Source organism: Actinomadura rubteroloni (genome assembly GCF_002911665.1).
In the GTDB taxonomy this organism is placed as follows: domain Bacteria; phylum Actinomycetota; class Actinomycetes; order Streptosporangiales; family Streptosporangiaceae; genus Spirillospora; species Spirillospora rubteroloni.
Genome location: NZ_MTBP01000002.1, coordinates 388,581 through 406,352, shown reverse-complemented (window position 1 = coordinate 406,352; position 17,772 = coordinate 388,581). Strand labels below are relative to the sequence as shown.

Genomic DNA, 17,772 nt, shown 5'->3' with positions numbered 1-17,772 from the left:
GAGCGGTCGCTAGCGGACGGTGATCGGGTGGTGGGCTACGGCGCCGAAGAGGTAGCCGAGCGTGTTGTAGGGGGCGACGTCGGGCTGTGCGGTGCCTGTTTCGTCGGTGGCGCGGGCTAGTAGTTCGTAGCGGCCCGGACCGGGGCGCCATGGGAGGCTCCAGCGGGTCCAGGCGCGGGCGGGGCCGGGTCCGTGCAGGCGGGCGGGGTGCCAGGACGCGCCGCCGTCCGTGCTGACCGACACGCCCGTGACGCGGCCGGTGCCGGACCAGGACCGTCCGTGCAAGGTGCCGATGTCGCCGACCTCTCCGTCCCACGGCAGTTCGAACGCGCTCTTGGTGTTCACGCGTGTCAGTGGCGCGCTGCCTTCGGACGGGTAGCCGGGGCCGAAGAAGCGGTAGTAGCGCGTGTTCCACGGCGACGCCAGCGGTGTCGTGGACACCTGGATGTCGCCGAGCCACTTGATCGACGCGATGCCGACCCAGTCCGGGACGACGAGCCGCGCCGGGAACCCGTGGTCGGGCGGCAGCGGGCGCCCGTTCATCTCGTAGGCGACCAGGACGTCCCTGCGGGCCTTGGCGACGGGGAGCGGACGGCGGACGCGGCCGAGGTTCTCGCCCGCGTCCACGTAGTCGGCGTCGAGGCCGCGCGGCAGGAGGTCCACCGCGTCGGGCGTGATCCCGGCACGTTCCAGCAGCACCGACAACCGGACGCCGCGCCAGCGGGCCACGCCGACGGCGCCGAGCCCCCACGCGGTGCCCGACACCTTCTGGCCCTGCTGCGTCGTGAAGAGGGAGCGGGCGTTGCCGGTGCACTCGATGCGCGCGGTGATCGTCTCGGACGGCAGCCGCAGCAGGTCCCGGTAGCGGAACTCGACCGGGCGGTCCTCGCCGGGCGCGCCGCGCAGCCCGTCGCCCCACAGCCGCAGCCGCCAGGTCGCGGCGTCGATCCGGGGCGTGGCGACGTGGTTGCGGACGAAGAACCGGTCGATCGGGGTGAGGTATCCCTGCCCGGCCATCGCCTCCCAGCGCGTCTCGGCGTTGGTGCCGCGCAGGACGAACAGCTCCGGCGGCAGCGGCTTGACGATGCCGCTTCCCGTCGTGTCGGCGGCGGCGGAGCCGGGGGCGAACGGAAGCGCCAGCGCGCCGCCCGCCCCGGCGGTGATCTGGAGCAGGCGGCGGCGCGGCAGGCCCGGCACGTTCGTATCGGGGGCGGTCATGGCTCGTATGGTGCTGAGCTCGTACGCGGAAGTCAACATTGCCTACCAAGTAACAATACTTCGGTGGGTACATTGAGCGCATGCGCGATGTGCTCGGCGATCTCGCCGCGTGGTACGACGCGGGGCGGACGTTCGGGCTCGCCACCGTCGTGGGAACGTTCCGGAGTGCGCCTCGGCCGCCCGGCGCGGTGATGGCGGTCGCGCCGGACGGGGAGGTCGTCGGCAGCGTGTCGGGCGGCTGCGTCGAGGGCGCGGTGTACGAGCTGGCGCGGGAGGTCGTCGCGTCCGGGCGGCCGGTCGTGCAGCGGTACGGGGTCAGTGATGACGATGCGTTCGCGGTCGGGCTGACTTGTGGCGGGATCCTGGACATCCTTGTGGAGCCGGTCGGTCCGGCGACGTTCCCGGAGTTCGGGGACGTGGCGGCGGCGGTGCGCAAGGGCGAGCCGGTGGCCGTCGCGACCGTTGTCGCGGGGCCTGGACGGATCGGGGTGCGTCGTGTCGTCTGGCCGGACCGCGCCGTGGGCAGCCTCGCGCCCGGCGCCGCGCACGCGGACCGGCTCAACGCCGCCGTGGACGACGACGCGCGCGGCATGCTCGCCCAGGGCCGCACCGGCGACCTGCGGTACGGGCCGGAGGGAGAGCGGCGCGGGGACGACCTCACGGTGTTCGTCCGGGCGTTCGCGCCGCCGCCGCGCCTGCTGGTGTTCGGCGCGATCGACTTCGCGGCGGCCGTCGCCCGCGTCGGGAAGTTCCTCGGTTACCGCGTGACGGTGTGCGACGCGCGGCCGATCTTCGCGACCGCCAAGCGGTTCCCCGACGCCGACGAGGTCGTGGTGCAGTGGCCGCACCGGTACCTGGCCGAGACGGAGGTGGACGAGCGGACCGCCATCGCCGTCCTCACCCACGACCCGAAGTTCGACGTCCCGCTGCTGGAACTCGCGCTGCGCACGCAGGCCGGGTACGTCGGGGCGATGGGCTCGCGCCGCACCCACGACGACCGGCTCGCGCGGCTGCGCGCGGCCGGGCTGACCGACGCCGAGCTGGCGCGGCTGCGCTCGCCGATCGGCCTGGACCTCGGCGCGCGGACGCCCGAGGAGACGGCCGTGTCGATCGCGGCCGAACTGGTGCAGACGCGCTGGGGCGGCTCGGGGCGCCCGCTCGGCGCCACCAGCGGACGCATCCACCGGTGATCGTCGGGCTGCTGCTCGCGGCGGGCGGCGGACGCCGGATGGGACGGCCCAAAGCGCTGATCGAGGTCGGCGGCGAACGGCTCGTGGACCGGGGCGTTCGGACGCTGCGCGACGGAGGCTGCGCGAAAGTGCTGGTCGTGACGGGCGCGGCCGAGGTCGACGTGCCCGGAGCCGAAATCGTGCGCAACGACGCCTGGCAGACGGGCATGGGATCGTCCCTGAAAGCCGGGCTCGCCGCGCTGCCTGACGAATGCGAAGCCGTGGTCGTCGCGCTCGTGGACCAGCCGGACGTGACCGCCGAGGCCGTCCGGCGGCTCGTGGCCGCCCACGCGCGCGGCGCGGAGATCGCCGTCGCCACCTACGCCGGCGAGCCGCGCAATCCCGTCCTGTTCGCGCGGGAGCACGTCCGCGACGTCGCGGCCTCGGCGCGCGGCGACCGGGGCGCCCGCGCGTTCCTGCGCGCCCGCCCTGAGCTCGTCACGCCCGTGGCCTGCGACGACGTCGCCTCGCCCGCCGACCTGGACACGCCCGCCGACCTCGCCGCCTACCGGCGGCGCGCCTGACCGCGAAACGCCGGCCGGTCAGTCGGCGGGCGGCAGGACGCTCTCGTCCAGGGCACCGCAGTCGACCGCGCGGCGCAGCCGGCCGGTGAGGGCGCGGATCGTGGCGGGCTCGTCCAGGACGCCGCTGCCGCTCGCCGCCTGCTCGTGCCAGGCGCGGACGCGGCCGATCACCGAGTCCACGCCGTCCAGATGGAAGGCGTAGACGGCCGCGTAACGGCTCGGCAGGTGCGCCGGGTGCAGGTCCCAGCCCTGGTAGAAGCCGTGGGTCAGCGAGTGCCGGACGTGCGCCGCGTGGACGGCCCACGTCTGGTTCACCTCGTCCGGGCCGTCGTTGCGGGGGACGACGTTGCTGGACCCGTCCGACAGGCGGATGCCCGTCCCGGCCAGCGTCACCTGCATCAGGTGCCGGGCGAAGTCGCACGCCGGATGGTCGAGCCGCTGCTCCTGCGGCGGCAGCCCGAGCGCGGCCGTGTAGTCGAAGACGCCGAAGTGCGCGGCGGTGATGCGGCCCTGCCCGGCGTCCGCGATGGCGCGCAGCGCGGACCGGCCGTCGGCGTCGATCACCGACCCGGGCGTCTCGATCTGCACCTCGAAGCGCAGGATGCCGGACGGCAGGCCGAGCGCCTCCTCCAGCCCGTCCAGGTACTCGGTGAACAGCGCCACCTGCTCGGCGGAGATGATCTTCGGGAACGTGATCGTGAACCCGCCGGGCAGCCGGCCGAGGCGGTCGCGCAAGGCCGTGAGGAACACGTCCAGCGTGCGCATCGCGCGCTCGTGCCCGCCGTCGGAGAACGACTTGACGCGCAGGCCCCAGTAGTGCGGCAGCGTCTTGGCCTCGTACGCGGTCGCGACGGCCTCGACGACCTGCGCGACGTGGCCGTCCTCCTCGGCGTCGGGACGGGTGCCGTAGCCGTCCTCGAAGTCGATCCGGACGTCCTCGACGGGCTCGCTCGCCAGCTTCGCCGCGACGCGCTGGCGGACCGTCCCGGCGAGTTCGGGGTCCAGGCCGAACGCGCCGCCGAACGACCCGTCGCCCGGCGTGTGCGTGTTCAGCAGCCGCAGCGCCTCCGCGCCGAACTCGGCGGGCGTGGACCGCGAGAACCGGTCCGCCGGGACGTACACCGTGTGGACCGGCTGCCGTCCGGCCGCCGGGCCGGGGAACCGGGCCGCGTGCTCGGCGCGGACGGACTCGATGCGCGCGGACAGGTCCTCGATCGCGGAGAAGCTGAGGTTCACCCCGCCATGATCCCCCAATCCGGGGCCTGTTGGACACCCGATTCGCCGTGAACGGCCAGATCACGCGGTGGCGCGGCGGGCGTGCGGCGCGGCGAGCGCGAGCGCGGCGCGGGCGCCCGCCACGACGCCCTGCGCGAGGTCCGCGCCCGAGGCGGGTCCGACGGCCAGCAGCCGCCGCAGCGCCGGGACGGGCGGCTCCCGTCCCGCGACGCCGCGCAGCAGCGCCCCGACCTCCGCGCTCGTCTCGCCGCGCGCCGCGCAGTGCAGCAGCGTGGCCGACAGGGACGTGGTGCGCGTGCCGGCGTCCTCGGTGACGGCCGCGCCCAGCCACTCGGCGAACCGCACCGCCCGCGCGCCGTCCCGCAGCGCGCCGCCGACGAGCCGTAACGCCGCGAGCAGCCCGGCCAGGATGTCGTCGCCGCTCGGCGTGAGGCCCGGCCCGAGCCCGACGATCCGCTCGGCCGTCTCGACGGCGCCCGCCAGGTCGTCGTCGGCGCACCGGCCGGCGAGCAGCGCGGGCGCCGGATGACCGTCCAGGCCGCCCGCCGCGCCCGCCAGCGCCCGCTCCACGGCCCGCAGCCCGAGCGCGACCGTCGCCGACGACGGGGCGCCGAGCGCGGGACGCGGGTCGAACCGCCGCCGCGCCCGCACGACCAGCCCGCCCGCCTCGACGCGTCCCTCGCCGACCCGCGCGCCCGCCCGGTCGCCGACGCCGAGGAACGGCCGGTCCCGCGCCGCCGCCGCGAGCACCACCGCGTTCGGCGGCCGGGCCGCGTCGGACGTGACGACCGCCACGACCTTCGGCTCGCCGGGCCCGCGCAGCTCCAGGTAGAGCGCGGCGGGAAAGCGGGCGAGGACACGGGCGGCGCGCGGCGGCCCGTCCAGGACACCGCGCAAGGCCATGCTCGCCGCACCAGGTAGCGGCGCTGGACGGGACGGTTCGGTCACGCGGCCTCCTGGGAGCGGGAGTCGGGAGTGCCCTCGCGCCGCACGCTAGACGCGACGCGCGCCGCCGCGTACGGGCAAATCTGCCAAGGCCTGTTGTCAGCGTTGGCGTTTGTTGTCAGTCTTGATCAGGTGTCGGCCGACCCGGCGCCGAACGCTCTCCCGGCGAGGTGACCCCCCGCATGAGCCACAGTCCCGTCGAGCCCGGCCCACCGGTCCTGCGGCTCGCGAGCACCGGAACGCTCACCCCCGGCCTGTCGGTCGCGGAGGTGCTCGGCATGCCCGGCCTGGCCGGGGCGCGGCTCGCGGCCGGCCGCGCGGGGCTCGGCCGCGTCGTGCGGCGGCTGAACGTGCTGGACGGGCCGGACGTCCGCGTCAAACCGGACGAGCTGCTGCTGGCGTCCGGCCGTGTGCTGCGCGGCGCGCGGCTCGCCGACCTGGCCGCGCGGGGCCCGGCCGCGCTCGCCGTCCGGCCGGGCCGTCCCGGGGACGCGATGCCCGGCCGGCTGGTCGCCGAGGCGGACCGGCTCGGCCTCCCGCTGATCGTGCTGCCCGCCGGGACCGGGTTCGACGAAGTCCTCAACCAGGTGCTCACCGGGATCCTGAACCGGCAGGCCGCCGTCCTCGCCCGCACCGAGGAGGTCCACCGCGCGCTCGTGCAGATCGTGCTGTGCGGGGGAGGGGTGCAGGAGGTCGTGGACGAGGTGGCGGCGGTGCTCGGCGTCGCGGTCGCGCTGCTGGACGGCGACGGACGCGTCCTCGTCCGAGCGGGCCGTCCCGTCGCCGCGCCGGCGGGATCACTGGCCGTCCCGGTCGTCGCGGGCGGCTTCGACCACGGCCGGATCGTCGCGCACGGCGCGCTCGGCGACACCGAACTCGGCATCCTGGAGCGCGCGGCGACCGTCGCGGCGCTGGTCGTGACGAAACAGCAGGCCGTCGCGGCGGTGGAGAGCAAGTACCGGGCCGACTTCCTGCGCGACGTCCTCGCCGGACGCGCCGGCGACGACGACCGGATCACCGCGCACTGCGCCGGGTTCGGCTGGGACCTGGACCGCCCGCTCGCGGTCGTCGTGGCCGAGCTGGACGGCGCCCAGCCGCGCGGCGACGAGCGGGCCGCGCAGGACCGGCTGACGGCCGCGTGGACGGCGGCGGCGCGGCGGCGCGACCCGGGCGCGGCGGTGGCGAGCTTCGCGCACGAGGTCGTCGCGCTGGTCGGCGCGGAGGAGGACGCCACCGCGCTCGCCGCCGAGGCCGCCGCGCAGTTCGCCGAGCAGGGGATCACGTTCTCCACGGGCGTCAGCCGGACGGTCGCGGGCCCCGCCGCGCTGCCCGAGGCGTACGAGCAGGCGGGCAAGGCCGTCCGGGTGGGACGGCGGCTCCACGGCCCCGGCGCCCGCGCCCACTTCGACGGGCTCGGCGTGTACCGGCTGCTCAGCCTGGTGCCCGACCCGGCGGAGCTGCACGCGTTCGTCCGCGAGACGCTCGGCGACCTGGCCGCCGGCGACGACCCCGAGATGGAGGACCTGCGCCGCACGCTCCAGGAACTGCTGGACACGAACCTGAACGTCGCCGAGACCGCGCGGCGCCTGCACTTCCACTACAACACGCTCCGCTACCGCATCGGGAAGCTGGAGCGGATGCTCGGCCCGTTCACCCGCGACGCGCACCTGCGGCTCAACCTGACGCTGGCGCTCCACGTCCTGCGGATGCGCGGCATCTGACCGCAGGGTCATAGAGTTTCCCCAGGTGGGAGGAGGCAGCGGATGACGTTCGGCTGGAAGCTGCACGGTGACGGGAGGACGCCGCCGCCCGGCGAGGTCGTCGGCCCCGGGGAACGGCTGACGTGGCCGCGCACGGCGGGCATCGGCGTCCAGCACGTCGTCGCGATGTTCGGCGCGACGTTCGTGTTCCCGGTGCTCATGGGCCTGGACCCCAACCTGTCGATCATGATGTCGGGCGTCGCGACGGTGCTGTTCCTGCTCGTCGTGGGCGGGCGCGTGCCGAGCTACCTCGGGTCCAGCGCGTCGTTCGTCGGCGCGGTCGCGGCGATCCGCGCGGCGGGCGGCGACAGCGCGACGGTGACCGGCGCGATCCTGGTGTCGGGCGCGGTGCTGGCGGCGGTCGGCGTGGTGATCCACGTGCTCGGGGCGCAGGTCGTCCACCGGGTGTTCCCGCCGGTCGTGACGGGCGCGGTCGTCATGCTCATCGGGTTCAACCTCGCGCCGGTCGTCGCGACGACGTACTGGCCGCAGGACCAGTGGGTCGGCCTCGCGACGCTGTGCGCGGCGGTGCTGGCGAACGTCCTGCTGCGCGGTTTCTGGTCGCGGGTGTCGATCCTGCTGGCGCTGGTGTTCGGGTTCGCGCTGTCCTGGGTGCTGGACCACACGGCCGGGAAGATCACGTCGGTGCTGCCGGGTCAGCATCTGCTGGACGCGGCGGGCAAGCCGTGCCCGGCCGAGGGGCCGTACTGCGTCGCGACGGCGTTCCCGCACTACCGGGTGGACTTCTCGGCCGTCCGGCACGCCGACTGGTTCGGGTTCCCGAGCCTGCACGCGCCGAGCTTCACCACGTCGGCGATCCTGCTGGCGCTGCCGCCGGTCATCGCGCTGATCGCGGAGAACACCGGGCACGTCAAGGCCGTCGCCGCGATGACGGGGGAGGACCTGGACCCGGTGATGGGCCGGGCGCTCGGCGCGGACGGCGTCGCGACCGTCCTCGCCACCGGCGTCGGCGGCTCCCCGACGACGACCTACGCCGAGAACATCGGGGTCATGGCCGCGACGCGGATCTACTCCACGGCGGCGTACTTCGTCGCGGCGGCCGTCGCGATCCTTTTCGGGCTGTGCCCCAAGTTCGGCGCGCTGGTCGCCGCGACGCCGGGCGGGGTGCTCGGCGGGATCACGGTCGTCCTCTACGGGATGATCGGGCTGCTCGGCGCGAAGATCTGGGTGGAGAACCGGGTGGACTTCGGAGACCCGGTGAACCTCGTCCCGGTCGCGGCGGCGCTGATCCTCGCGATCGGCGGCGTCACGCTGGCGATCACCGACGACTTCCCGCTCGGCGGCATCGCGTTCGGGACGATCGCCGTCCTCGTCGGGTACCACGCGCTGAACGGGCTGAGCGGACGGTGGTCCCCGGGCGACACCGGACGGGGCATCATCGCGCCCGCCGAGGACGACAGCGGCGGGCCGGTGCGCCCGCCGGTCTAGGGCGTCGCGGGCGGCGCGTCGGGAGCGTTCCCGCCGAGCGAGCGCGGCAGGTACTCCTGGATCGCGGCGGGCCGGAACCCCTGCTGTTTGATCCAGCCGAGGAGCATCTGGAACTGCCCGGCGAGGCCCTTGCGGTAGTGCATGAGCACGATGTCGCCGGGACGGAACCCGGTGCCCGCGCCGTCGCCGCGCGCGAACCCGTTGAACCCGACGCCGGGGCCGCTCGTCCCGTTGTAGAACTCGGCGGTCCACAGCAGGATCGACTTCATCCCGCACGCCTTGGCCGCCTGCCGCGTCAGCGTGTTGTAGCTGCCGAACGGCGGACGGAACAGCATCGGGCGGCGGCCGTACTGCGCGGTGATCGTGTCGGCGGACTGGCAGATCTCGCGCTTCTGCGACTCCAGCGGCAGCGTCGCCATGTTCGGGTGCGTGACGGTGTGGTCCTCGATCTGCGAGCCCGCGTTGCGCATCGCCCAGAAGTACTGCGCCTCGCCGCGCACGTACGTCGTGGTGAGGAACGTCAGGATCGGGACGCGCTCCTTGCGGACGATGTCCACGAACTGCGAGTCGTACTCGTAGCCGTCGTCGATCGTGAGGAAGACGACCTTGTCCTGCGTGTCGATCTTGTTGATGACGGTCGGGAGGCCGTCGACGGCCGCTTTCGGGGGCGTCCAGGAGCCCGGCTTCGGCGCGGGCCAGCGCTGGTCGGCGAGCACCGTGGAGAGCTGCGCCGACATGGACGGCCCGGACTTCCCGCCCGCCGAGCCCACGGCCGGACCGGCCGCGGCGGCCACTCCGACGATCGCGGCGGCCACGGTGGCGGCCACGGGCGTCTTCCCTCGCATCGGCGGCGTTCCCCTGTTCCTCGTCCCGGTTCGGTTCCCCGCATGGATGGACGGCCGCGCACGCGTCGCGGTTCGCCCCGAACGAGGATTGCCGGGACATATCTGACCATGTCCGGCGTCCGGGGCCGGGGAACGACGCGGCCTCGGCCCGTCCTTTCCCGGTCAGGAGGAGTCTGTCAGGCGTCGCGGGACTGGAACAGGACCGCCGCGACGGCGAGCACGACGGCGGTGTAGAGCGCGAACATGCCGAGGCCCGCCCAGGGGGCCAGCGTGCCCGCCTGCCGCGTCGGCGACAGGATCGCGCCGCCCGCGTTGGACGGCAGGTACTCGCTCAGCGTCGCGCCCCACGACCCCGGCAGGAACCCGCCGACGATGCCGAGCACGAACAGCACGACGAAGACCGTCACGACCGCGCCCGCCGTGTGCCGGACGATCACGCCGATCCCGAGCGCCATCAGCGCGATGAGCGCGAGGAACAGCCCGCCGCCGAACACCGCGCGCAGCACGCCGTGCTCGCCGAGCGAGCCGTCGAAGCCGTGGACCGACAGGATCGGCTGCGACACGAAGAACGACGCGAACGACACGAGCACCCCGACGGCGAACACGACGCCGCCCACCACGACGGCCTTGGCCGCCAGGTACTCCGGGCGGCGCGGCATCGCGGTCAGCGCGGTGCGGATCATCCCGCTGCCGTACTCGCCGGTGATGACGAGCACGCCGAGCACCCCGAAGATCACCATGCCGAAGTAGAACGCGATCTGCATCGGGGACGTCGGGCTCACCGACGCGCGGTCGGCCTCGGTCATCTGGTGGTAGCTCGCGACGAACGCCCACGACCACAGCGCCGAGAAGCCGATGACGACGAGCGCGCCGGACAGCAGCGTCCAGAACGTCGACGGCACCGTGCGGATCTTCGTCCACTCCGACACGACGACGTTCGCGAACGACGCGCGCGCTTCGGCGGCCGGTGCGGGCGCCTCCCGCGCCGGGGCGCTCACGGCGCGTCCCCCGGCGCCGGGGCCTCGGGCGGCGGCGGCGCCGGGCGCGGCTCGCCCGGCGGGACGGGCGGACGCGCCGACGGCCCCGCGTGGTACTCGACCGTGTCGCCGGTCAACCGCATGAACGCCTCCTCCAGGGACGGCCGGACGGGCGCCAGCTCGTGCAGCCGCAGCCCGTGCTCGGCGGCCAGGTCGCCGATCGCCTCCGCCGGCGCGCCGTGGACGGCGAGGGCGCCGTCCCGTCCGGCGGGCTCGACCCGCCAGCCGCGCGCGGTCAGCAGCGGCGCCAGCTCGCTCAGGCGCGGCGACCGCACCCGGACGTGGCTGGTGGCGTTGGACTCGATGAACTCGCTCATCCCGGTGTCCGCGAGGATCCGGCCGCGACCGATCACGACGAGGTGGTCGGCGGTCAGCGCCATCTCCGACATCAGGTGGCTGGACACGAACACCGTCCGGCCCTCGGCGGCGAGCTGCCGCATGAGCGTGCGGATCCAGAGGATGCCCTCGGGGTCCAGGCCGTTGACGGGCTCGTCGAACATCAGGACGGGCGGGTCGCCGAGCAGCGCCGCCGCGATCCCGAGCCGCTGGGCCATGCCGAGCGAGAAGCTGCCGACCGTCTGGCCGCCGACGGCCTCCAGCCCGACCAGGCGCAGGACCTCGTCCACGCGCGGTTCGGGGATGCCGTTGCTCTGCGCCAGGCACAGCAGGTGGTTGCGGGCCGTCCGGCCGCCCTGCGCGGCCCGCGCCTCCAGCAGCGCGCCGACCTCGCGCAACGGCGCCCCGAGCCGCTCGTAGCGGCGGCCCCGGACGGTGACGTCGCCCGCCGTGGGCCGGTCCAGCCCGAGGATCATGCGCATGGTCGTGGACTTCCCGGCGCCGTTCGGCCCGAGGAACCCCGTGACGTGGCCGGACTCGACCGTGAACTCGACGTGGTCCACCGCGGTCTTGTGCCCGTACCGCTTGGTCAGCCCCCGCGCCTGGATCATGTGAGGTCGATACCGACCCGTTCGCCCCCGGAAACGACGAAGGCGGGCGACCGGGGAGGATTTCACCCCCCGATGGCCCGCCTTTTGACCGCCCGCCGCACGGCCGCGCGGCGAGGGATCCCTCGCCTAGTTCACCGCGACGAGGTCCACCACGAAGATCAGGGTCTCGTTCGGCTTGATGGCCGGGCTGGGGCTGCGGGAGCCGTAGGCCAGGTGCGGCGGGATGACGAGCTTGCGCCGGCCGCCGACCTTCATGCCGGCGATGCCCATGTCCCAGCCCTTGATGACGCGGCCGGCGCCGATCTGGAAGTCGAACGTCTGGCCGCGGTTCCAGGACGCGTCGAACTCCTCGCCGGTGGAGAAGCTCACGCCCACGTAGTGCATGGAGACGGTGTCGCCCTTGGCGGCCTCGGCACCGTCGCCGACCGTGATGTCGGTGATGTCGAGGTACTCGGGCGGCTGTCCCTCGGGGAAGTCGATCTCGGGGCGTTCAAGCGCCATGTCGCGGGCTCCATGCAGGGTCGTCGGTCGTGCGGACGGCGTTCAGCGTAGCCGCCGCCGGTGTCCGCCGAGCGGCGGGCGGACACCGGCGGCGGGTCCGGGGTCAGCCGAAGCGCAGCAGCGCGCCCGAGTCCCCGGCGGCCCAGACGGTGCGGGTGTGCGGCACGCGCGCCAGGTCCCAGAGGTAGCCGGACGTGGACGGCTTGGCGACGCGCGTCCAGGACGTCCCGTCGAAGTGCAGGAACGCGTTCTCCCGGTTGTTCTGGAGCCAGACGCCGCCCGCGCCGTCGAGGGTGATGTCGCCGAGGAAGCCGGGGTCGGCGACCTGGGCCGTGAGGCCGCCGGAGCCCGGCGCGGGGATCTTGTGCTCGGTGAACACGCCGTCCTTCCAGTGGACGAGCGCGGGCCCGGAGAACAGCGGGTCCAGCGGCATCTCGTAGAACCAGGCCTCGCGGGCCGAGACGGGCGCGATCTGCATCACCCAGCGGCTCCACGTGCCGGGCCACTCGACGCGCGTCCACGCGGTGCCGTCGAAGTGGTAGAGCGCGGTCGGGTCGGTGGACGACGACGCCAGCCCGCCCGCCCAGACGTCGCGGGGCGAGCGCGCGGCGATCGCGGACAGCGTGGTGCCGGGCGGGAGGTCGAGGGACTTCTCCCACGTCCCGCCGCGCCGCCGGTAGACGGCCGAGCCGTCGCTCTCGTTGACGTTGACGCCCGTGACCCACGGCTTGCCCGCGCTGTCGACCGACACGGCCATCGGGGTCAGCAGGGGCAGCTCGACGGGCTTCCAGCGGCGTCCGTTCCAGTGGACGGCGCGGGCGGGCACCCGGTCGTCGAGGGCGCGCTGCCCGACCGCCCACACGTTGGACGCCGAGCCCGCCGCGACGTCCACGAGCTTGGGCGCGATCCCGGCGGGGGCGGGGTCGCGCGTCCAGACGCCGTTCACGGTGCGCAGGAGGACGGGCACGGTCTCCTTGGCCTCCATCCCGACCGCGAACGCGTGCGCGGGGTCGGGCGCGGCGACGCCGTGCAGGGACGACGGCGCGGTGAGGGCCGGGACGGCGGCGGCGGTCCAGGCGCCGGGCGGCGGGGCGGCCTGCGCGGCGGGCAGCGCGGCGGGCAGGGCGCCGAGCGCCAGGACGGCCGTGAAGACGGCGGCCAGGGCGGAGCGGCGGGTCAGCGTAGGTTGCATGGGGGGATGCTCCTCGCGGGGACGACGAATGCCGCCAGTATTCACTGGCATGGTGTCGCCGTGCGCGGCCTCATCCGGCCACGCCGAATTCCTCCCCGGTGAGGGACGCGCCGTCCACCCGCAGGTCGGCGGGCCCGGCCCCGGACGCGAAGTAGCGTGCCTCCTTCTCCGCCCACGCGTCCCACGCCTCGGCGAACCGCGCGCCGTCGCGGCGCAGGACGCGGTCCCGGCGCAGCGGGCGGGGCGCGTCCACGAAGATCCGCAGCGCGAGCGGCGCGTCGCGCAGGCCCGCGCCGACGCCCTCCAGGACCAGTTCCGGCGCCGCCGGGACGTCCTCCTCGGGGCCGCGCGCACCGCGTTTCCAGTCGTAGCGGGCGAGGCGGCCGGGGCGCCCGGCGCGCAGCGGCTCCAGGACGTCCCGGCGCAGCCGCGTCCACCACACGAGCGGGTCGGCGTCCCACGGCACCGGGAAGTCGTCGGCGGCGACCAGCGGCGCCCCGCCGAGCACCGCCGCCAGCCGCCGCGCGAACGTCGACTTGCCCGCGCCGCTCGGGCCGTCCACCGCGACGACCCGGACGGGCCCGCACGACGGCGGCAGCGCGCGGATCCGCGCGGCCAGCTCCGGGTAGCTCAGCGTCGCCTTAGCCATACCGTGCATACTGCCCGTGAGCCGACGGCGAGCGAACGGGAGCACGCGTGACCGACCTGCTGGGCACCCCGGGCGGGGACGCCCCCGCCGTGACCGTCGGGGACGAGACCCTGTCCCGCCGAGAGCTTTTCGGGCGCGCCGCCGCCGTCGCCGCCGAGATCGCCGGGGCCGAGGCCGTCGCGGTCCACGCCGACGCGTCGGCCGCGACGATCGCCGCCGTGGTGGGCGGGCTGCTGGCCGGGGTGCCGGTCGTCCCGCTGCCGCCCGACTCCGGGCCCGCCGAGCGCGCCCACATCCTCGGCGACTCCGGCGCGGCGCTGCTGCTCGCCACCCGCGCGGACGCCCCGGCCGACGGGCCGCCGCTCGTCCCGCTGGACGACCTGCCGTCCGCCGCCGTCCCGGCCGCCGCGCCCGCTCCGGACGCCACCGCGCTCATCCTCTACACGAGCGGGACGACCGGCGCGCCGAAGGGCGTCCTGGTCTCCCGCAGCGCGATCGCCGCCGGGCTCGACGCGCTCGCCGCCGCCTGGGACTGGACCGGCGGCGACGTGCTCGTCCACGGCCTGCCGCTGTTCCACGTCCACGGCCTGGTCCTCGGGGTGCTCGGCGCGCTGCGCGTCGGGTCGCCGGTGATCCACACCGGCTGGCCCCGCCCGGACGCCTACGCCGAGGCCGCCGGACGCGGCGGGACGCTGTTCTTCGGCGTCCCGACCGTCTGGTCCCGCCTGGCCGCCGACCCCGGCGCCGCCGCCGCGCTGCGCGGCGCCCGGCTGCTCGTGTCGGGGAGCGCGCCGCTGCCCGTCCCGGTGTTCGAGCGGGTCGCGGAGCTGACCGGGCACCGGCCCGTCGAGCGGTACGGGATGACCGAGACGCTGATCACCGTCAGCGCCCGCGCGGACGGCCCGCGCCGCCCCGGCCGGGTCGGGACGCCGCTGCCCGGCGTCCGCACGCGCCTGGCCGCCGAGGACGGAACGCCCGTCCCGCACGACGGCGAGACCCCCGGCGAACTGCACGTCCAGGCCCCGACGCTGTTCGACGGCTACCTGAACCGCCCGGACGCGACCGCCGCGGCGTTCACGGCGGACGGCTGGTTCCGCACCGGCGACATCGCGGCCGTCGAGCCGGACGGAACGCACCGCATCGTCGGCCGCGCGTCCACCGACCTCATCAAGAGCGGCGGCTACCGCATCGGCGCGGGCGAGATCGAGGACGCGCTGCTCGCCCACCCCGGCGTCCGCGAGGCCGCCGTGATCGGCACCCCGCACGACGACCTCGGCGAGCAGGTCACGGCGTTCGTCGTCGCCGACGGCGCGAGCGCGGGGGAGCTGACGGAGTTCGTCGCGAGCCGCCTGTCGGTCCACAAGCGTCCCCGCGCGGTGCATCTCGTGGACTCCCTGCCGCGCAACGCGATGGGCAAGGTCGTCAAGTCCCGGCTGCGGTGAGCGGGTTAGGCTCGGACGCGTGACGGAGCCGTTGGTCGAGCGCATGCGGGGATTCGGGACGACGATCTTCGCGGAGATGACCGCGCTGGCCGTCCGGACCGGGTCGATCAACCTCGGCCAGGGATTCCCCGACACCGACGGGCCGCCCGGGATGCTCGCGGCGGCCGTCGCGGCGATCGAGGGCGGCGGCAACCAGTACCCGCCCGGGCCCGGCCTGCCCGAGCTCCGCGAGGCCGTCGCGGCGCAGAAGAAGGAGCGCTACGGCCTCGGCTACGACCCCGAGACCGAGGTCTACGTCACGGTCGGCGCCACCGAGGGCATCGCGGCGGCGGTGCTGGCGCTCGCCGGGCCGGGGGACGAGGTCGTCGCGTTCGAGCCGACCTACGACTCCTACGCCGCCACCGTCGCGCTCGCGGGCGCGCGGCTGCGGACCGTCCTGCTGCGTCCCGTCGAAGGGCGGTTCACCTTCGACCCCGGCGAGCTGCGCGCCGCCGTCACGCCGCGCACCAAGGTGATCCTGGTCAACTCGCCGCACAACCCGACCGGGACGGTGTTCACCCGCGACGAGCTGGCGGAGATCGCGGCCGTCTGCCGGGACCGCGACGTCACGGCCGTCACCGACGAGGTCTACGAGTACCTGACGTTCGACGGCGCCGAGCACGTCCCGCTCGCGACGCTGCCCGGGATGAGGGACCGGACGGTCGTCGTGTCCTCGGTCGGCAAGACCTTCTCGGTCACCGGCTGGAAGACCGGCTGGGTCACCGGGCCGGCCCCGTACGTCCGGGCGGTCCAGACCGTCAAGCAGTTCCTGACGTACGCGACCGGCGGGCCGTGGCAGCACGCCGCCGCGCACGGGCTGCGCGCGGAACTGCCGTGGGTCGCGGAGCTGCGGGCGTCGCTGGAGCGCAAACGGGACCGGCTGATCACCGGGCTGGAGGCCGCCGGGTTCGTCGCCTACCGGCCGCAGGGGACCTACTTCGTCCAGGCCGACATCCGGCCGCTCGGCTACTCCGACGGCGTCGCGCTGGCCCGCGCGCTGCCGGACGCTGCGGGCGTCGTCGCCGTCCCGACCCAGGTCTTCTACCAGCGGCCCGAGGACGGCGCCGCGTTCGTGCGGTTCGCGTTCTGCAAGCGGGACGAGGTCATCGACGAGGCCGTCCGCCGTCTCGCGGGCCTCGGCCGGGACCGCGCCCGCGCCTGACACGGGCCGTGTTCGCGGAGTGGCGCTCCGCTGTCGCCGGGAGGCTATAGCCTTGCGCGGGTGTCCGGTAAGACCATTCCCCGACCCCAGTTCCCCGACGACGACGGCGCCGCCGACCCCGGCCTCGGCGCGGCCCTGACCGCCTACGCCGCCGGCCGCGCCGGCGAGCACGCCGTGCTGCGGGAGCTGCACGGCGCGCGGCTGCTGGTGCCGGTCGTCGCCGTCCTCACCGAGGAGGAGGCGGTCGAACCCGGCGAACTGCGCCGCGAGAAGTCCAGCGACATGGCCCTGCCGACGCTCGTCGGCGCGGACGGCCGGCGCGGCGTGCTCGGCTTCACCTCCACCGCCGCGCTCCGGGCGTGGCGGTCGGACGCGCGGCCCGTCGCCGTGACCGTCCGGCAGGCGTGCCTGGCGGCGCTGGACGAGGGCGCCGACGCGCTCGTCGTGGACGTCGCCGGCCCCGTCCCGTTCGCCGTGGACGGCCTGCGCCTGCACCTGCTCGCCGAGGGCCGCCTCATCCCGCCGCCGCACGAGGACCCCGACGTCCTCGCCGCGATCGACGCCGCGTTCGGCTCGGACCCGGCGGTCGCGGGCGTCCGCGTCGCCCGGGGCGAGAGCGCCGAGCTGGCGGTGCGCTTCGCGGTGGTGGACGGCCACGACGAGCGGGTCACCGTCCAGCGCGTCTCCGACCGGCTCGCCGAACTGCTGCGCGGCCGGATCGTCGGCGGCGTCGAGTTGAGCGTCCTGCGCCGCTGACGGGCGTACACGCCTACGTGTAGGGGCTACGCGCAGGGGTCGCATAAGGTTCGCGCGTGAGCGACTTCGCGCCCCCCACGCCGCCCCCGGACCCGTCCACCGGCCCGGCCGCCGCGCCGCCCGTGGACCCGCCCGTGGACTCGGCCGCCGCGCCGCCCTCGGCCGCCGACCCCGCCGGGCCGCCGGACGCCGAGGCGGGGGCCGAAGCGGCGGCTGAAGAGGAGCCGACGGCGTGGTCGTGGCGGGCGGACTGGACCGAGCCGCTGTGGCGGCGTCCGGCGCTGACGGTCGCCGCGTGCGCGCTCGCCGCCGCCGTCCTCGGCGCGCGGACGTTCGCGCGGCCCGAACTGGCCGCCGTGCTGTACCTGGGCGTGGTCGGTGCGCTGCTCGTGCTGGTGGACCTGAAGTTGCACCGGCTGCCGAATCCGCTGACGCTGCCGTCCTATCCGATCGCACTGGCGCTGCTCGGCGCGGCGGCGGCCGTCGAGGGGGACGCGCTGCCGTTCGTCCACGCGCTGATCGGGCTCGCGACCCTGTGGACGCTGTACGCCGTGCAGTGGTTCCTGCTGCCCGGCCAGATCGGGTTCGGGGACGTCAAGCTCGCCGGGGTCCTCGGGCTGTACCTCGGGTGGTACGGGTCGGACGCGTGGGTGACGGGCGTCGTCGTGACGTACCTGTCCGGGGGGCTCGTCGCGGTCGGGCTGCTGCTCGCGCGGCGCCGGGGCCGCCGGGACGCCATCCCCTACGGGCCGTTCATGGTCGCCGGGACGTTCGCCGCGATCCTGGCGTTCGCCGGCTGACGGATCTTGGACCGGCCATGACCCGTCCGGCGCGGCGCGGG

The 17,772-nt window shown here is 75.3% G+C and carries 17 protein-coding genes; 8 read left to right on the top strand and 9 right to left on the bottom strand.

Annotation, left to right across the window (positions count from 1 at the left end; translation table 11 throughout):
* Positions 1–9: 9 nt before the first annotated feature.
* Positions 10–1,218: a sulfite oxidase gene (locus BTM25_RS13245; RefSeq protein WP_205648108.1), complete on the bottom strand. Its 1,209-nt coding sequence runs from the start codon at positions 1,216–1,218 to the stop codon at positions 10–12.
* A gap of 80 nt (positions 1,219–1,298) precedes the next feature.
* Here BTM25_RS13245 and BTM25_RS13240 point away from each other — a divergent pair, with 80 nt between their 5' ends.
* Both BTM25_RS13240 and BTM25_RS13235 read left to right on the top strand, forming a co-directional pair.
* Positions 1,299–2,408 (top strand): XdhC family protein, encoded by a 1,110-nt coding sequence (locus tag BTM25_RS13240; RefSeq protein WP_103563212.1) that lies wholly within the window; start codon positions 1,299–1,301, stop codon positions 2,406–2,408.
* Positions 2,408–2,971 (top strand): nucleotidyltransferase family protein, encoded by a 564-nt coding sequence (locus BTM25_RS13235; protein ID WP_103564610.1) that lies wholly within the window; start codon positions 2,408–2,410, stop codon positions 2,969–2,971. Before BTM25_RS13240 ends, BTM25_RS13235 begins: the two co-directional genes overlap by 1 nt.
* Before the next feature lie 18 nt (positions 2,972–2,989).
* On the opposite strand, the gene BTM25_RS13230 is transcribed toward BTM25_RS13235, so the two are convergent.
* Entirely contained in the window at positions 2,990–4,207 is a 1,218-nt protein-coding gene (locus BTM25_RS13230; protein ID WP_103563211.1) for a DUF6986 family protein, read from the bottom strand.
* Between the two features lie 60 nt (positions 4,208–4,267).
* Positions 4,268–5,110, bottom strand: a complete 843-nt coding sequence (locus BTM25_RS13225) for an oxamate carbamoyltransferase subunit AllH family protein (RefSeq protein ID WP_103563210.1) — start codon at positions 5,108–5,110, stop codon at positions 4,268–4,270.
* Positions 5,111–5,334: 224 nt separating this feature from the next.
* Between BTM25_RS13225 and BTM25_RS13220 the strand changes: the two genes are divergently transcribed.
* Both BTM25_RS13220 and BTM25_RS13215 read left to right on the top strand, forming a co-directional pair.
* Positions 5,335–6,873 carry a helix-turn-helix domain-containing protein gene (locus tag BTM25_RS13220; RefSeq protein WP_103563209.1) on the top strand — a complete coding sequence of 513 codons (1,539 nt, stop codon included), beginning with the start codon at positions 5,335–5,337 and terminating at the stop codon, positions 6,871–6,873.
* Between the two features lie 42 nt (positions 6,874–6,915).
* Positions 6,916–8,361 (top strand): uracil-xanthine permease family protein, encoded by a 1,446-nt coding sequence (locus BTM25_RS13215; RefSeq protein ID WP_103563208.1) that lies wholly within the window; start codon positions 6,916–6,918, stop codon positions 8,359–8,361.
* Here the strand turns inward: BTM25_RS13215 and BTM25_RS13210 are convergent.
* The 6 genes from BTM25_RS13210 to BTM25_RS13185 all read right to left on the bottom strand — a co-directional run bounded on the left by BTM25_RS13210 (position 8,358) and on the right by BTM25_RS13185 (position 13,532).
* Positions 8,358–9,188, bottom strand: a complete 831-nt coding sequence (locus tag BTM25_RS13210; protein ID WP_235828389.1) for a polysaccharide deacetylase family protein — start codon at positions 9,186–9,188, stop codon at positions 8,358–8,360. The two genes, BTM25_RS13215 and BTM25_RS13210, sit on opposite strands and share 4 nt — an antisense overlap.
* A 194-nt stretch (positions 9,189–9,382) precedes the next feature.
* The gene (locus tag BTM25_RS13205; protein WP_103563206.1) at positions 9,383–10,204 is read right to left on the bottom strand and encodes an ABC transporter permease subunit; all 822 of its coding nucleotides are present in this window, start codon (positions 10,202–10,204) and stop codon (positions 9,383–9,385) included.
* Positions 10,201–11,190, bottom strand: coding sequence for an ABC transporter ATP-binding protein (locus BTM25_RS13200; RefSeq protein ID WP_103563205.1), 990 nt, complete (start codon positions 11,188–11,190; stop codon positions 10,201–10,203). Before BTM25_RS13200 ends, BTM25_RS13205 begins: the two co-directional genes overlap by 4 nt.
* Positions 11,191–11,316: 126 nt before the next feature.
* Positions 11,317–11,691: an FKBP-type peptidyl-prolyl cis-trans isomerase gene (locus BTM25_RS13195; RefSeq protein ID WP_103563204.1), complete on the bottom strand. Its 375-nt coding sequence runs from the start codon at positions 11,689–11,691 to the stop codon at positions 11,317–11,319.
* Between the two features lie 103 nt (positions 11,692–11,794).
* On the bottom strand, positions 11,795–12,883 hold the full coding sequence (locus tag BTM25_RS13190) for a hypothetical protein (protein ID WP_103563203.1): 1,089 nt from the start codon (positions 12,881–12,883) through the stop codon (positions 11,795–11,797).
* Positions 12,884–12,953: 70 nt separating this feature from the next.
* Positions 12,954–13,532, bottom strand: a complete 579-nt coding sequence (locus BTM25_RS13185; protein WP_103563202.1) for a uridine kinase family protein — start codon at positions 13,530–13,532, stop codon at positions 12,954–12,956.
* 47 nt (positions 13,533–13,579) lie between these two features.
* On the opposite strand from BTM25_RS13185, the gene BTM25_RS13180 reads away from it, so the two are divergent.
* The 4 genes from BTM25_RS13180 to BTM25_RS13165 are packed head-to-tail and all read left to right on the top strand — an operon-like array spanning position 13,580 to position 17,731.
* Positions 13,580–14,974, top strand: a complete 1,395-nt coding sequence (locus BTM25_RS13180; RefSeq protein ID WP_103563201.1) for an AMP-binding protein — start codon at positions 13,580–13,582, stop codon at positions 14,972–14,974.
* 19 nt (positions 14,975–14,993) lie between these two features.
* Positions 14,994–16,175, top strand: a complete 1,182-nt coding sequence (locus BTM25_RS13175) for a pyridoxal phosphate-dependent aminotransferase (RefSeq protein WP_103563200.1) — start codon at positions 14,994–14,996, stop codon at positions 16,173–16,175.
* Between the two features lie 60 nt (positions 16,176–16,235).
* Complete coding sequence (locus BTM25_RS13170) at positions 16,236–16,931, top strand: SseB family protein (protein WP_103563199.1); 696 nt, start codon at positions 16,236–16,238, stop codon at positions 16,929–16,931.
* 56 nt (positions 16,932–16,987) lie between these two features.
* Positions 16,988–17,731 carry a prepilin peptidase gene (locus tag BTM25_RS13165; RefSeq protein ID WP_235828388.1) on the top strand — a complete coding sequence of 248 codons (744 nt, stop codon included), beginning with the start codon at positions 16,988–16,990 and terminating at the stop codon, positions 17,729–17,731.
* The last annotated feature ends 41 nt before the right edge of the window (positions 17,732–17,772 follow it).

Coding starts and splice junctions, on each gene's coding strand:
- BTM25_RS13245 (WP_205648108.1), bottom strand. CDS start 1,218: ATGACCGCCCCCGATACGAACGTGCCGGGCCTGCCGCGCCGCCGCCTG.
- BTM25_RS13240 (WP_103563212.1), top strand. CDS start 1,299: ATGCGCGATGTGCTCGGCGATCTCGCCGCGTGGTACGACGCGGGGCGG.
- BTM25_RS13225 (WP_103563210.1), bottom strand. CDS start 5,110: ATGGCCTTGCGCGGTGTCCTGGACGGGCCGCCGCGCGCCGCCCGTGTC.
- BTM25_RS13220 (WP_103563209.1), top strand. CDS start 5,335: ATGAGCCACAGTCCCGTCGAGCCCGGCCCACCGGTCCTGCGGCTCGCG.
- BTM25_RS13215 (WP_103563208.1), top strand. CDS start 6,916: ATGACGTTCGGCTGGAAGCTGCACGGTGACGGGAGGACGCCGCCGCCC.
- BTM25_RS13200 (WP_103563205.1), bottom strand. CDS start 11,190: ATGATCCAGGCGCGGGGGCTGACCAAGCGGTACGGGCACAAGACCGCG.
- BTM25_RS13195 (WP_103563204.1), bottom strand. CDS start 11,691: ATGGCGCTTGAACGCCCCGAGATCGACTTCCCCGAGGGACAGCCGCCC.
- BTM25_RS13190 (WP_103563203.1), bottom strand. CDS start 12,883: ATGCAACCTACGCTGACCCGCCGCTCCGCCCTGGCCGCCGTCTTCACG.
- BTM25_RS13185 (WP_103563202.1), bottom strand. CDS start 13,532: ATGGCTAAGGCGACGCTGAGCTACCCGGAGCTGGCCGCGCGGATCCGC.